Here is a 13,123-nt window from a genome sequence, read left to right on the forward strand (position 1 = left end):
CAGCCGGGCGGTACTTCATGCAGCGCGTCTGTTTCCTTCTCAAGGTCCGGCAGGACCGCCTCGCCGAGTACCGCGAACGCCACGCCGCCGTGTGGCCGGAGATGCGCGAGGCGCTCTCCGCCACCGGCTGGCACAACTACTCGCTCTTCCTCCGCGACGACGGCCTGCTCGTCGGCTATCTGGAGACCGAGGACTTCGCGGCCGCCCGCGCCGGCATGGCGGCCACCGAGGTCAACGCCCGCTGGCAGGCCGAGATGGGCCCCTTCTTCGAGGCCCTCGACGGCACCCGTCCCGACGAGGCGATGAAACCGCTCACCGAAGTGTTCCACCTCGCCTGACCCGTCCCCCCCGGAGCCGCTCGTGAAAAGACGTACCGTGCTGGGCGCCGCCCTGGTCGGAGCCGTGGCCACCCCCGCCCTCGCCGCCGGCACCGCCCGTGCGGCCGACCCAGGACCGTCGGTGAACAAGCAGCAGAGCACTCGACTCGACGCCCAGGCGATCTACTTCGTCTCCTACGACGGGCTGGTCAACAACAACTCCTTCCAGAAGAACGGCCTGTTCACGTACAGGGGCTACCAGTACGCCGGCTGGTACACCTCCACCGGTTACGCGGTGATAGGGCGCCGGGTGCTCGGCGGGCCGGCGTGGTCGACCGTGACGCTCGCCCACCAGCTCAAGTCCAGCGACTCGCACAACGTCATCTCCATGGGCGTGTCGAAGACCGACGGCCGGCTCCACATCAACATGGACTCGCACAGCGACGGCTTCTTCTACGTCAGGTCGGTCGCCGGGCTGCTGGACAACCCCGCCTCCACGCCCTGGACTTCGGCCGTCCTCGGCGCCGTACAGACGTCTCTGGACGGTGTCACGCCCACCTCCCAGTTCACCTACCCGCAGTTCGTCTCCACCCCCGAGGGGAAGCTCCAGCTCAGCTACCGGGTGGGGATCTCCGGAAACGGCCGCAACGCCCTTGCGGAGTACGACGGTTCGAGCTGGACCGTGCTGGGGGAGTGGAGCAGCTCCACCGGGACGTACACCAGCGAGCACGGTTCGTCGACCGCCCGCAACATGTACCTGCACGGCATCGACTACGACGTCGACGGGCGGCTGCACTCCTTCTTCACCTGGCGCGAGCAGAACGCGGCAGTGATGTGCAACAGCGGCGGCATCACCAACCACGACACCGGCTACGTCTACTCCACGGACCGCGGCCGGACCTGGCGCAACGACGCCGGCGCCCTGGTCGCCACCACCGGCACCGCGGACACCGTCGCCGTCACCGACTCCGGGCTGGTCGTCGACTCCCTCAACCCCGACCACTCCCTGATGAACCAGGAGAGCCAGTGGACCGACTCCGCCGGCCTCCCGCACGCGATCATCAGCTATGTCCCCGGCCGCTTCGGCCAGTGCACCACCGACTACGTCGCCGACCGCACGGCCGACGGCCGCGCCTTCCACGTCCGCAAGAACTCCGCCGGCAGCTGGCAGAAGACCGAGATCCCGGTCGCCCTGAACTCCAGCCAGCGCACCAAGCTGGTCCTGGACAAGTACGACAACGCCTACGCCGTCTTTCCCTACGGCCGGATCGCCGGCGCGTCCAAGGCATCCGGGTACTCCGACTGGGCGCTGCTCTACGACGGCAGCGACCTGAACGCCTTCGGCGAGGCCGTGATCGACGAGATGCGCATCAAGGCCGACAATGTGCTGTCGTTCATGTACCAGGAGGCATCGAGCGGTACGACACCCTCCGCGCTCCATGTCGTCGACTTCGCCCTGCCCGCCTGACCCGGACCGGTGTGCGAGTCATGTCGTAATGTGAAGCCCTTCCCGATGTGCCCTTCCGTGCTGTGAAGGCGCCGTCCACGTTTCTGGAGGTCTCGCCCGATGGCCCAGTCGGTGGGTATCAAGGACGTCGCCCGTGCCGCCGGAGTCTCGGTGGGCACGGTCTCGAACGTCATCAACCGCCCGGACACCGTCGCCGGCGAGACCCGGGCGCGGGTGCAGTCGGCGATCGACCGGCTCGGCTACGTCCGCAGCGAGTCCGCACGCCAGCTGCGCGCGGGCCGCAGCCGGATCATGGGCCTGCTCGTCCTCGACATGGGCAACCCCTTCTTCGTGGACGTGGCCCGGGGCGCCGAACGGGCGGCCCGGGAGGCCGGGCTCGGCGTGATGGTCTGCAACAGCGCGCAGAACGCCGGCGAGGAGGCCGAGTACCTCTCGCTCTTCGCCGAGCAGCGGGTGCGGGGGGTCCTGCTCACCCCGGCGGACGCCACCGGCCGCAACATCGAGACCTTCCGCCGGCACGGCATTCCCTTCGTCCTGGTCGACCGGGTCGCCGAGGGCACCACCGAGTGCTCGGTCAGCGTCGACGACGTGGCGGGCGGTGCGCTGGCCGTCCGCCACCTCGTCGACGCCGGGCACCGGTCCATCGCGTACGTCAGCGGCCCGCCCGGCCTCAACCAGGTCCGCGACCGCCGCACCGGCGCCCTGAACGCCCTCGCCGAGGCGGGACTCGGCCCCGACGCGCTGCGCGAGCTGCCGACCGAGCGGCTCGACGTGGCCGCCGGCCGGGACGCGGGCGCCCGCCTCCTCGGCCTCGCCGACCGGCCCACCGCCGTCTTCTGCGCCAACGACCTCCTCGCACTCGGCGTCCTCCAGGCCATGTACGCGGCCGGGGTGGTCGTCCCGGACGACCTTGCCATCGTCGGCTACGACGACATCGAGTTCGCCGCCGCGGCCGCCGTACCGCTGACCTCGGTCCGCCAGCCCGCCGTCACCATGGGCGCCATGGCCGCCGACCTCCTCCTGGAGGAGACCGAGGAGCGGGAGGGCCGGGCGCCGCACGAGCACCGCCGGGTGGTGCTCCAGCCGGAACTGGTGGTGCGCCGCTCCAGCCTGGCCGCCCGCTGATCGGTTGTTCAGTAACGTTTTCATGATCTCGGGGGCACCAGGGCCCCGGACATGTGCTGAACTGGGTCGCGACCATCCGTCCGTCCCGGGAGAACCGTTGAGCCTCAGTTACCGCCAGCCCGGCGTCGTCCTCACCGACCGCCACTTCACCGTCCCTCTGGACCACGCAGAACCGGACGGCGAGACCATCGAGCTGTATGCCCGGGAAGCGGTCGCGACCGACAAGGCGGACCGGGAACTGCCCTGGCTGCTGTATCTGCAGGGTGGTCCCGGTTTCGGAGCGAATCGTTTCGTCGGGCGGCAGGCCTGGCTCGACCGGGCCCTGGACGAGTACCGCGTCCTGCTCCTCGACCAGCGCGGCACCGGCCGCTCCACCCCGGTCAACCGGCAGACCCTCCCGCTGCGCGGCGGCCCGGCCGCCCAGGCCGACTACCTGGCCCGCTTCCGCGCCGACTCCATCGTCCGGGACTGCGAGGCGATCCGCCCGCAGGTCACTGGCGGCGACCCGTGGACGACCCTGGGCCAGAGCTTCGGCGGCTTCTGCACGGTGACGTACCTGTCGTTCTTCCCCGAGGGCCTGAGGACCTCCGTGATCACCGGCGGCCTGCCGTCCCTCGACGCGCACGCCGACGACGTCTACCGCGCCGCCTATCCGCGCATCGAACGCAAGGTCACCGCGCACTACGACCGCTATCCGGCGGACGTTGAGCGGGTCCGCCGCATCGCCGAGCACCTCCTGGACCGCGAGACCCTGCTGCCGAACGGCTACCGGCTCACCGTCGAGGCCTTCCAGTCCCTCGGCCTGATGCTGGGCATGAGCGACGGCAGCCACCGCCTGCACTTCCTCCTGGAGGACGCCTTCGTCCGCACCCCGTCCGGCCCCGACCTCTCCGACGCCTTCCAGGAGCAGGTACAGAGCCTCCTCTCGTATGCGAGCAACCCGCTGTACGCCCTCGTCCACGAGCCGGTCTACGGCCAGGACGCCCGCCCCACCGCCTGGGCGGCCGAGCGGGTCCGCGCCGAGTTCCCGCAGTTCGACGCGGCCAAGGCGCTCGCGGGTGACGCCCCGGTCCTGTTCACGGGCGAGACCGTGCACCCCTGGATGTTCGAGACCGACCCGTCCCTGCGGCCGCTGAAGGCGGCGGCCGACCTGCTCGCCGCCCGCACCGACTGGCAGCCGCTGTACGACCCTGCCCGCCTCGCCGCCAACGAGGTCCCGGTCGCCGCCGCCGTCTACCACGACGACATGTACGTCGACGCCGGGCACTCGCTGCGCACCGCACGGGCCGTCCGGGGCCTGCGCACCTGGGTCACCGACGAGTTCGAGCACGACGGACTGCGCACCGGCGCGCCGAGGGTCCTGGACCGGCTGCTGAGGCTCGCCCGCGACGAGGCGTGACGTCCGGTAAATCAGGTTGCGGGCGTGGCGGGCCCGCATAGTCTGCGGCCATGGAGGAACGGGGGGACATGACCATGGACGCGGAACTGCTGGCCGGCCGTTTCCAGGAGCACCGCGGGCACCTGCGCGCGGTGGCCTACCGGATGCTCGGCTCGCTCGCCGAGGCCGAGGACGCCGTCCAGGAAGCCTGGCTGAGGCTCGGACGTACCGACACGGACGAGATCAGGAACCTCGGCGGCTGGCTGACCACCGTGGTCGGCCGGGTCTGCCTCGACATGCTGCGCTCCCGTACGGCGCGCCGCGAGCAGCCCATCGACGAGACGTTCGTCCCCGACCCGGTGATCCGGCCGCTGACGAGCGTCGACCCCGAACAGGAGGTACTGGAGGCGGACTCCGTCGGGCTCGCCCTCCTCATCGTCCTGGAGACGCTGGAGCCCGCCGAGCGGCTGGCGTTCGTCCTGCACGACATGTTCACGGTGCCCTTCGACGACATCGCGCCCATCGTGGAACGCAGTCCGGCGGCCACCCGGCAGCTGGCCAGCCGGGCCCGCCGCCGGGTCCAGGGGGCCACGCCCGCCGGCGACCCCGACCTCGGGCGGCAACGCAAGGTGCTGGAGGCCTTCCTGGCCGCCTCCCGGGGCGGCGACTTCGAGGCGCTGGTCGCCCTGCTCCACCCGGATGTGGTGCTGCGCGTCGACTCGGGTGCGCTGGTGCGCGGCGCGGCCGCCTCCAAGGTCGTCCGCGGGGCGCGGACGGTGGCCGAACAGGCGCTCACCTTCCGGCAGTTCGAGGACTCGGCGTGGCTCGCGCTGGTCAACGGCACCGTCGGCATGGTCACCACGCCCGAGGGACGCCCGCTGTCGGTCATGGCGGTCACCGTCGCCGAAGGCCGGATCACCGAGATGTACATCCTGGCCGACCCCGAGCGGCTCGACCGCCTGGACCTCACTGCCGAGGAGAACTGACAGCCGGTCAGATGGCGGCGGCCGGAGGCCGATGGGGGCTCACGGCCCGTCCGTCGGGGAGGAGTTCACCGGTGTCGTCGAAGACGATCGTGCCGTCGCACAGCAGGCTCCAGCCCTGTTCGGGATGGGCCGAGACGATCACGGCCGGGTGGTGGTCGGGGTGGTCGGCGCCGGGGCACGGGGGCTGCTGCCTGCACATGGTCCGTCTCCTGTCCTGCGGGCTCCTGCCTCTGTGGTAGCCGAGCTTGTTTCCGTTGGATGAGAGGGCCCCTACAAGGCCGGAAACTCGTCGGTGAGTTTCCGATTGAGTTCCCGATCGAGATCACGCGCGTCGACGGCGTGATCTTCTGATCGTGTGGTCCGCGTCTCACCCGAGGGCGGGGTGTCACATTCCGCGCCCTCGGGCCCCTCCCATGACAGAAGCAGCTTGGACGACGCCACCGTGTGCACGCCCAAGCCCGGCAGGAGAGGGGAAGTACGTGAAAATCGTGATATTCGGGGCGAACGGGCCGACCGGGCGGGAGACCACCGCGCAGGCCATCGCCGAAGGGCACACGGTCACCGCCGTCACCCGCCGCCCCGAGGCGTTCCCGCTGGCCGACCCGCGACTGCGGGTGGCCGGCGCGGATGTGCTCGACCCGGCCGCCGTGGAACGCGTCGTGGCCGGACAGGACGCGGTGATCTCGGTGCTGGGGGTGCCGTACAGCCGAAACCCCGTCACCGTGTACTCCGAGGGCATCACCCACATCACGCGGGCCATGACGGAACACGGCGTGCGGCGCCTGGTCTGCGTGTCCTCGACCGTGCTCTTCGGTGTGCCGGCACCCGGTGAGACCTTCTTCTTCCGGAAGGTGCTCGAACCCGCCATCGCGCGCACGATGGGGCGCACCGTGTACGAGGACATGCGGCGCATGGAGGAGATCGTGCGCGACGGCGACCACCAGTGGACCGTGGTCCGTCCCGCGGGCCTCTTCGACACGGCTGCCGTCAGCGACTACCAGGTGGGCACCTCGCGCCTGCCCGGCCGGTTCACCTCGCGAGCGGATCTCGGGAACGTGCTGCTGCGCGAGGCGGTCGGCGGCCGTCATGTACGCGCCTTCGTCGACGTCCGCACCACGGAAGGCGTTCCGAGCCTCCTCGACGTCATCCGGAAAGAGGCGTTCGGAGGCAAGAAGCCCATGCCGGCCGAGAAGGACCGCACCCATGTCTGAAGACCGTTTCATCCTGCTGGAACCGGGTGCCCCCAGGCCGGGGCGGATCCCGTTGCCGCCGGCGTTCGCCGTCAAGGCGACGACCGACGACACCGAGGGGCGCTTCTCGCTGCTGGAGGTGATCCTGGCCCAGGACATCCCACGGCATGTCCACCATGTGGCGGACGAGGGCATCTACGTGCTGGACGGCATCCTGGAGATCGAGTTCGACGACCGGAGGCACCGAGCGCCCAAGGGGACGTTCGCGCTGCTCCCGCACGGCGTCCCGCACGCCCTCCGCCGGGCCTCCGACCCGCCGCCCCGGGTCCTTCAGATCTCCTCGCCCGGCGGCTGGGAGCGGTACGTCGAGGACCTGATCGAGGCGGGACCCGCCGTCCTCACCGAGGGGCGCCTGGATCCCGCCAAGATCAACCCCGTCGCGGCCGGACACCACATCAGCTACCAGGTACAGGGATGAGTACGTCACCCGGCACCGGAGACCGGCAGGACAGCCCCGCGCACACCGCGACGCGGCACTTCACCGACCACCGCGAGCTGCTGTTCTCCGTCGTCTACAACATGCTCGGCAGCGTCGCCGACACCGAGGACGTGCTCCAGGAGACCTGGCTGTCCTGGTCCGGGAAGAACAGCAGGTCGCCGCTGGCGGAGATCGGCAACCCGCGTGCCTATCTCGTCCGGATCGCGGTGAACCACGCGCTCGCCCGGCAGACGGCCATCGCCTCCCGCCGTGAGACGTACGTCGGTCCCTGGCTGCCCGAACCCCTGATCACCGACGCCGCCGACGCCGCCACCGGCATCGCCCCGGACACCGCCGACCACACGGTCCGCAGCGACTCGGTCTCCTTGGCGATGCTGGTGGTCCTGGAGACCCTCACCCCGCTGGAACGGGCGGTGTTCGTCCTCCACGAGGTGTTCGGCTATGCCCACACCGAGATCGCCGGCATGCTCGACCGCAGGCCCGCCGCCGTCCGTCAGGTCGCCCACCGGGCCCGCGCCCATGTGCACGCCCGCCGCCCCCGCTACCGGGCCCGGCCCCGGGTCCGTCGGGAGGCGACCGAACGGTTCGTCGCGGCCGCCCTCGGCGGCGACCTCCAGGCTCTCCTGGAGATCCTCGCCCCGGACGTGACGGTCTGGATCGACGGCGGCGGAGCCCGGCAGGGGGCCGGGCTGCGACCGGTCCACGGCCGGGAGAAGGCCGCCCGCATGCTGGCCGGTTACGCCTCCCGGCGCGCCGGGGACCTGGACGTCCACTACCGCAGCGTCAACGGCGACGACGCGGCGGTGCTGTTCTCGGGCGACTCCCCGTACGCGGTGATGGTCATGGACCTCACCCCGGACGGCGACCAGGTCTCCGGTGTCTACGTCGTCACCAACCCGGCCAAGCTCACCCACGTACGGCCGGACGACGAGGACTCCGGCCAGGCCCCTGATCAGTAGCGGGCCGTGCTCTCCAGCAGCGGCGGATACACCGCGCTCGGCACCCCGTCGAACGGTCAGTAGGCTGACCGGGTGCCAGAACAGATATCCGAACGGGCTCGGCTGAGCGGGGACTGCGCCCGCTGTTTCGGGCTGTGCTGTGTAGCCCTGCCGTTCACCGCCTCGGCGGACTTCGCCGTCGACAAGCCCGCCGGAAAGCCCTGCGGCAACCTCGGCGGCGACCACCGCTGCGGCATCCACGCCGAGCTGCGGCAGAAGGGGTTCAACGGCTGCACGGTCTACGACTGCTTCGGCGCCGGTCAGCAGGTCTCGCAGGTCACCTTCGGCGGACAGGACTGGCGCTCCGGTTCCCCGGAGCGCGCCCGCCGGATGTTCGAGACCTTCCCCGTCGTACGGCAGCTGCACGAACTGCTCCGGTACCTCACCGAGGCGCTGGACCTGCCCGCCGCCCGCCCCGTCCACGCCGAACTGGGCAGGCTCCTTGAGGACACCGAGGAGCTCACCCGGGGGACGCCGGAGGAACTCGCCGCCCTGGACGTCGCCGCGCACCGCGAGAAGGTCAACGTCCTGCTGCTGCGCACCAGCGAGCTGGCCCGCGCCGGCGTCCGCGGCAGGAAGAAGGACCGCCGGGGCGCGGATCTGATCGGCGCCCGCCTCCGGAACGCCGACCTGCGCGGGGCGAGCCTGCGCGGGGCCTGCCTGATCGCCGCCGACCTCTCCGGCGCCGATCTGCGGGACACCGACCTGATCGGCGCCGACCTGCGCGACACCGACCTCACCGACGCGGACCTGACCGGCGCGATCTTCCTGACCCAGCCGCAGGTGACCGCGGCCCGGGGCAGCGCCGGTACCCGGCTGCCGGCGTCAGTCACCCGTCCCGTGCACTGGACAGCCGCCGCTCTCTGACGTGGGCGCCTCCGGCACGGTCACCGGCGCCGGGGCGGGGGTGCGGCGCTCCAGCCGCAGCCGCAGGCCCTCCGGCATCAGCGTGAGCCGCTCGGTCACCCGCAGCCGGTAGTCCGGGTCGGCCCCGAGGCCGTAGCGGCGCAGCAGCAGGCCGAGGACCAGGGTGGCCTCGTGCAGGGCGAACTGGCGGCCGATACAGGCGCGCGCGCCGGTGCCGAACGGCTTGAAGGTGTGCGGGGCCCGGCCGCGGGCCGCCTTCGCGTCGAACCGGTCCGGGTCGAAGCTCCCGGCGTCCGGGCCCCACACCTCGGGGTCCCGGTGCAGCATCGGGGTCAGGACCAGCGCCCAGGCGCCCCGGCGCATCGGATGCCGCCCGGCCAGCACGGTGTCCTCGCGGGCCTCGCGGGCGAAGGCGGGGGCCGTCGGCCACAGCCGTAGCGACTCGTCGAGGACCCGGCGCACGTAGCGGAGTTTGGCGACCTGGTCGTAGCCCGGCGCGGGCGTGTCGCCCCAGACGCGGTCGACCTCGGCGGCCGCCCTGGCCGCGATCTCGGGGTGCAGGGCGAGGTAGTACAGGGCGAAGGAGAGCGCGCCCGAGGTGGTCTCGTGGCCGGCCACCAGGAAGGTGATCACCTGCCGTCGTACGTTCTCGGCGGAAAGGCGCTCACCGGTCTCCGGGTGGGACGTCTCCAGCATCCGGTCGAGCAGGTCGCCCTCCCCGCGCCCGGTCCGGCGCCGCTCGGCTACCAGGTCGTCGACCGTGCGGTTGAGGTGGTCGATGTCGGCCGCGTTGCGCCGGGAGGCCTGCCGCAGCATCAGCGGGGCCAGCGGCGCGGGCACGCTGTTGAGGCGCTGGGCGTACGTGAGCGTGCCGATCATCGAGGTCACGAAGGGGTGCGGCCGGTCCCGCTCGAACGAGCCGAAGTCGTGCCCGAACCCGGTGCGGGCGATCGTCTCCAGGGTCAGCTTGGTCATGTCGCCGGGCACGTCCACCCAGCGGCCGGCCGCCAGCTCGCGGTCCCAGTGGTCGGTCAGCCGCCCGGCCACCGCCAGCATCATCGCGTGGTAGCCCTCCATGGCCTCCCGGCTGAAGCCCGGGGCGAGGACGTCGTGCGCCAGCTGCCAGTTCGGCTCGTGGTTGTACGCCGTGAACAGGCCGTCCCCGGCGACCGGACGGAGATTGGCCACCCCGAGCCCCACGTGCTTGGCGAACCGCGACTCGTCGGCCATGTCGGCGGCCAGTTCGGCACCCCACACGAACACGAACTCGTTGCCGAACGCCCTGCGCCGGAAGATCGGGCCCAGCTGCTCCGCGATGCGCATCGAGTCCTGGAGCGGGGTGCGCCGGTCGACGCCCAGGACGTCGCCGAGGAGCGGCAGCCGGCGCGGCGGGTGCGGGATGCGGTGCAGTTCCGGCCAGCCGTGCTCGGCGCCCCGGAACCCCTTCGGCAGCGGGCCGCCCGGCCCCGTCCCCGGCTGTGTGACCGTCTCCGCCATGACGCGATCTCCCTCGATGCTGCGGCAGGTTGAGCTAGTTGTACGTGAGTTCAATAGGCGGTTTCAGTCTCGTCCCGTTGTTGAACCCACGTCAAGTAAAGTGCGGACATGGTCCCGAACCAGGGTGAGCGCAGCCGCCGCAGACTCAGCACCGCGGCCCGCCGTGAGCAGCTCCTGTCGGTCGGGGCCAGGCTCTTCTCGGAGAGCCCGTACGACGACGTGTGGATCGAGCAGGTCGCCGAGATCGCGGGTGTCTCCCGTGGCCTGCTGTACCACTATTTTCCGACGAAACGTGATTTCTTCGCGGCGGTCGTGGAGCGGGAGAGCGAGCGGATGCTGCGGATGACGGCGGCCGAGCCGGGTGTGCCCGCCCGTCAGCAGCTCACCGCGAGCCTCGACATCTACCTCGACTACGTCCAGACCCACGCGCACGGCTTCCGCGCCTTCCATCGCGCGGAGGCCTCCGGCGACCAGGCCGTACGCCACGTCTATCGGCAGGCCCAGGCCGCCCAGGAGCGCCAGATCCTCGCCGCCCTCGCGGGCGACCCCGAGTTCGGCCCCGCCCTCGAACGGCGCCCCGACACCCGGCTGGCGGTGCGCGGCTGGCTCGCCTTCACCACCCATGTCTGCCTGGAGTGGCTGCGCACCGAGGAGCTGACGCGGGAACAGGTGCGGGACCTGTGCGCGCGGGCGCTGCTGGGCGTCATCTCCTGACCGTCCCTGTTCCGCCCGCACCCTCTTCTTCACGTGCCCGAGGCGCTCCGTGCTTGGCGTACCCCCCGATCTTCGATAGGTTAGGTGAGGCTTACCTAAGGAGGATTCGGGATGGGTGACGAACAGGCAGCCTGGGCGGCCGGACCCGGTGCGGCGGAGCAGGCCCGGTCCCTGCTGGCCGTCGCGTGGTCGTGCATGGTGACCGCGGACGGCGGACGCGAGGAGTACGTCGGCGCCCACGCCGTCGCCGACGACGGCCGGGTGCTGCTGCACGTGCCCGAGGACAGCGCCCTGCTCACGGCCGCGATCTGCGCCCCGCGCGGCGAGCCGTCCGCGGTGCTGGAGTTCGCCGATGTCGCACCCGTCCCGGTGCGGGGCCGGATCCGGGCCCGGCTCTGGATGGCCGGCTGGTTCACCCCCAAGGACGAGCACCTCGTCTTCCAGCCCACCCGCGTGGTGCTGCGCCGGCCCTCCGGCGCGGTCGTCGTCGACCTCGACGAGTTCGCCGCCGCGCAGCCGGACCCGCTGGCCGGCGCCGAGGCCACACTGCTGACCCACCTGGCCGACGCCCACCCGGACGCCGTCGAGCGGCTCACCCGGCTCGTCGAGCCCGAGAGCCTGCACGCCGCGACCCGCGTCCAGCCCCTCGCCGTGGACCGGCACGGACTGACCCTGCGCATCGAACGCACCCGCGCCCATGGCGACGTACGGCTCGCCTTCCACGCCCCCGCCGACGACGTCGCCCAGCTCACCGAGCGCATGCACGTCCTGCTGGCCCGGGCGAGCGCGGCCGCCTCCTGCCCGCGGACGCTACAGCGGCAGCGCGCAGACGGCGACCGGTGACGCGAACGGCTCGCCCGCGAGCCCGAGTTCACCACTGTGCGGGTCGACGGTGAAGACGCTCACGGTGCCGGACCGCTGGTTGGCCGCGAACAGCAGCCGGCCGTCGGGGGAGAAGGCGATCTGGCGGGGGAAGTCCCCGTGCACCGGCACCGTGTCCAGCAGCCGCAGCCGGGCCCCGTCGGCCTCGACCGCGTACCGGGCGAGTGTGTTGTCGCCCCGGTTGGCCAGGTAGGCGTAGGCGCCGTCCGCGGTGACCAGGAACTGGGCCGGGTAGTTGGTGGTGCCGGCCGTGCTGCCGGTGGACTGCGGCTCGCCGATCGTCAGGCGGGCGGTGGCCGGGTCGTAGGCGCAGACCGAGACCGTGTCGCCCACCTCGTCGGCCAGGTACGCGTACCGTCCGCCCGGATGGAAGGTCAGATGGCGGGGGCCCGCCCCCGGCTTCGTGTGCGCCTGGGCGACCTCGGTGAGGGTGCCCTGTGCCGGATCGAGGCGGTAGCTGTAGACCGTGTCGGTGCCCAGGTCCACGGCGAGGACGTGGCCGCCGTCCGGGCTGGTGATGAACTGGTGGGCGTGCGGGCCCTGCTGGCCGGGTCCGGGCGCCGGGCTGGAGTGCGTGACCAGGGCCGTGCGCTCGCCGAGGGCGCCGGTGGTGTCGATCGGGTGCACGGCCACGCTGCCCGAGGTGTAGTTGGCGCTCAGCAGCCAGCGGCCGGTGGGATGGACCGAGAGGTGGCACGGGCCCGCCCCGCCCGTGCTCCGGCTGCCCAGGATCCTCCGGTCCGCCAGGCGTACGGCGGTCACGCTCCCGTCCGCGCGCTCGTTCACCGCGTACAGCGTGCGGCCGTCCGGGTGGACGGCGAGGTACGACGGGTCGGCGACCCCGGTGAGCGTGCCGGCGCCGGTGATCACGCCGGTCACCGGGTCGTAGGAGGCGATGCCGATGCCGGTGCCGCCGCCGTCCACGGAGGTGTAGGTGCCGAGGTAGAGCGGACGGGGAGCCGAGGGAGTCTTCGCCGGGGCGGCGGCCGCAGACTGTGCCGCCCCGCGTGGCCGCTGCGCGGGCGGTGCCGCCGGGGCCGGGACCGCGACCACCGCGGCCGCGCCCGCCAGCGCGCCGACGAACCGGCGCCTGCTCCAGCCGCCGCGCGTCCCTTCCGTACCACTGGCCATGCCACGCACCTCAGGTCGTGAGTCACCCCGGACCTGACACACCTTGACGTGAACCGAGGGGCCGACGCAAG

Annotated in this window: 13 protein-coding genes and 2 pseudogenes; 12 read left to right on the forward strand and 3 right to left on the reverse strand. The window is 72.0% G+C overall.

Features of this window, described 5'->3' with window-relative positions; genetic code table 11:
• Positions 1 to 17 precede the first annotated feature (17 nt).
• From SSP29_RS26805 to sigJ (SSP29_RS26825), 5 genes are all read left to right on the forward strand, one after another.
• Entirely contained in the window at positions 18 to 338 is a 321-nt protein-coding gene (locus tag SSP29_RS26805; RefSeq protein WP_089103765.1) for an L-rhamnose mutarotase, read from the forward strand.
• Positions 339 to 360: 22 nt separating this feature from the next.
• Positions 361 to 1,785, forward strand: coding sequence for a BNR repeat-containing protein (locus tag SSP29_RS26810; protein ID WP_089103384.1), 1,425 nt, complete (start codon positions 361 to 363; stop codon positions 1,783 to 1,785).
• A 99-nt stretch (positions 1,786 to 1,884) separates the two neighbouring features.
• Positions 1,885 to 2,910 carry a LacI family DNA-binding transcriptional regulator gene (locus SSP29_RS26815; protein WP_089103385.1) on the forward strand — a complete coding sequence of 342 codons (1,026 nt, stop codon included), beginning with the start codon at positions 1,885 to 1,887 and terminating at the stop codon, positions 2,908 to 2,910.
• 97 nt (positions 2,911 to 3,007) lie between these two features.
• Positions 3,008 to 4,309 (forward strand): alpha/beta fold hydrolase, encoded by a 1,302-nt coding sequence (locus SSP29_RS26820; RefSeq protein WP_089103386.1) that lies wholly within the window; start codon positions 3,008 to 3,010, stop codon positions 4,307 to 4,309.
• Positions 4,310 to 4,359: 50 nt separating this feature from the next.
• On the forward strand, positions 4,360 to 5,274 hold the full coding sequence (sigJ, locus tag SSP29_RS26825) for an RNA polymerase sigma factor SigJ (RefSeq protein ID WP_150134974.1): 915 nt from the start codon (positions 4,360 to 4,362) through the stop codon (positions 5,272 to 5,274).
• Positions 5,275 to 5,281: 7 nt separating this feature from the next.
• Here sigJ (SSP29_RS26825) and SSP29_RS26830 read toward each other — a convergent pair whose 3' ends face one another.
• Complete coding sequence (locus SSP29_RS26830) at positions 5,282 to 5,473, reverse strand: DUF5999 family protein (RefSeq protein WP_089103388.1); 192 nt, start codon at positions 5,471 to 5,473, stop codon at positions 5,282 to 5,284.
• Positions 5,474 to 5,753: 280 nt separating this feature from the next.
• Here SSP29_RS26830 and SSP29_RS26835 point away from each other — a divergent pair, with 280 nt between their 5' ends.
• From SSP29_RS26835 to SSP29_RS61580, 5 genes and pseudogenes are all read left to right on the forward strand, one after another.
• Positions 5,754 to 6,485: an NAD(P)-dependent oxidoreductase gene (locus SSP29_RS26835; protein WP_089103389.1), complete on the forward strand. Its 732-nt coding sequence runs from the start codon at positions 5,754 to 5,756 to the stop codon at positions 6,483 to 6,485.
• A complete protein-coding gene (locus SSP29_RS26840; protein ID WP_089103390.1) occupies positions 6,478 to 6,942 on the forward strand; it encodes a cupin domain-containing protein in 465 nt (154 codons plus the stop codon). Before SSP29_RS26835 ends, SSP29_RS26840 begins: the two co-directional genes overlap by 8 nt.
• Complete coding sequence (gene sigJ, locus SSP29_RS26845; RefSeq protein WP_089103391.1) at positions 6,939 to 7,922, forward strand: RNA polymerase sigma factor SigJ; 984 nt, start codon at positions 6,939 to 6,941, stop codon at positions 7,920 to 7,922. Before SSP29_RS26840 ends, sigJ (SSP29_RS26845) begins: the two co-directional genes overlap by 4 nt.
• Before the next feature lie 624 nt (positions 7,923 to 8,546).
• Positions 8,547 to 8,654, forward strand: a pseudogene (locus tag SSP29_RS61575) (pentapeptide repeat-containing protein); the annotation flags it as partial.
• 15 nt (positions 8,655 to 8,669) lie between these two features.
• Positions 8,670 to 8,828, forward strand: a pseudogene (locus SSP29_RS61580) (pentapeptide repeat-containing protein); the annotation flags it as partial.
• Here the strand turns inward: SSP29_RS61580 and SSP29_RS26855 are convergent.
• Positions 8,787 to 10,325 (reverse strand): cytochrome P450, encoded by a 1,539-nt coding sequence (locus SSP29_RS26855; protein WP_089103393.1) that lies wholly within the window; start codon positions 10,323 to 10,325, stop codon positions 8,787 to 8,789. The pseudogene SSP29_RS61580 and the gene SSP29_RS26855 sit on opposite strands and share 42 nt — an antisense overlap.
• Positions 10,326 to 10,433: 108 nt before the next feature.
• Here SSP29_RS26855 and SSP29_RS26860 point away from each other — a divergent pair, with 108 nt between their 5' ends.
• Positions 10,434 to 11,039 (forward strand): TetR/AcrR family transcriptional regulator, encoded by a 606-nt coding sequence (locus SSP29_RS26860; protein ID WP_089103394.1) that lies wholly within the window; start codon positions 10,434 to 10,436, stop codon positions 11,037 to 11,039.
• A 111-nt stretch (positions 11,040 to 11,150) separates the two neighbouring features.
• On the forward strand, positions 11,151 to 11,882 hold the full coding sequence (locus tag SSP29_RS26865) for a DUF2470 domain-containing protein (protein WP_089103395.1): 732 nt from the start codon (positions 11,151 to 11,153) through the stop codon (positions 11,880 to 11,882).
• Here the strand turns inward: SSP29_RS26865 and SSP29_RS26870 are convergent.
• Positions 11,850 to 13,052: a lactonase family protein gene (locus tag SSP29_RS26870; protein WP_150134977.1), complete on the reverse strand. Its 1,203-nt coding sequence runs from the start codon at positions 13,050 to 13,052 to the stop codon at positions 11,850 to 11,852. The genes SSP29_RS26865 and SSP29_RS26870 overlap by 33 nt on opposite strands.
• Between the last annotated feature and the right edge of the window lie 71 nt (positions 13,053 to 13,123).

Source organism: Streptomyces hyaluromycini (assembly GCF_002217755.1).
In the GTDB taxonomy this organism is placed as follows: domain Bacteria; phylum Actinomycetota; class Actinomycetes; order Streptomycetales; family Streptomycetaceae; genus Streptomyces; species Streptomyces hyaluromycini.

What these genes read in the sequence shown, in the direction of transcription:
- SSP29_RS26805 (WP_089103765.1), top strand. Translation starts at nt 18, where the DNA reads ATGCAGCGCGTCTGTTTCCTTCTCAAGGTCCGGCAGGACCGCCTCGCC.
- SSP29_RS26830 (WP_089103388.1), bottom strand. Translation starts at nt 5,473, where the DNA reads ATGTGCAGGCAGCAGCCCCCGTGCCCCGGCGCCGACCACCCCGACCAC.
- SSP29_RS26870 (WP_150134977.1), bottom strand. Translation starts at nt 13,052, where the DNA reads ATGGCCAGTGGTACGGAAGGGACGCGCGGCGGCTGGAGCAGGCGCCGG.
- SSP29_RS26840 (WP_089103390.1), top strand. Translation starts at nt 6,478, where the DNA reads ATGTCTGAAGACCGTTTCATCCTGCTGGAACCGGGTGCCCCCAGGCCG.
- SSP29_RS26865 (WP_089103395.1), top strand. Translation starts at nt 11,151, where the DNA reads ATGGGTGACGAACAGGCAGCCTGGGCGGCCGGACCCGGTGCGGCGGAG.
- SSP29_RS26815 (WP_089103385.1), top strand. Translation starts at nt 1,885, where the DNA reads ATGGCCCAGTCGGTGGGTATCAAGGACGTCGCCCGTGCCGCCGGAGTC.
- SSP29_RS26855 (WP_089103393.1), bottom strand. Translation starts at nt 10,325, where the DNA reads ATGGCGGAGACGGTCACACAGCCGGGGACGGGGCCGGGCGGCCCGCTG.
- SSP29_RS26860 (WP_089103394.1), top strand. Translation starts at nt 10,434, where the DNA reads ATGGTCCCGAACCAGGGTGAGCGCAGCCGCCGCAGACTCAGCACCGCG.
- sigJ (WP_089103391.1), top strand. Translation starts at nt 6,939, where the DNA reads ATGAGTACGTCACCCGGCACCGGAGACCGGCAGGACAGCCCCGCGCAC.
- sigJ (WP_150134974.1), top strand. Translation starts at nt 4,360, where the DNA reads ATGGAGGAACGGGGGGACATGACCATGGACGCGGAACTGCTGGCCGGC.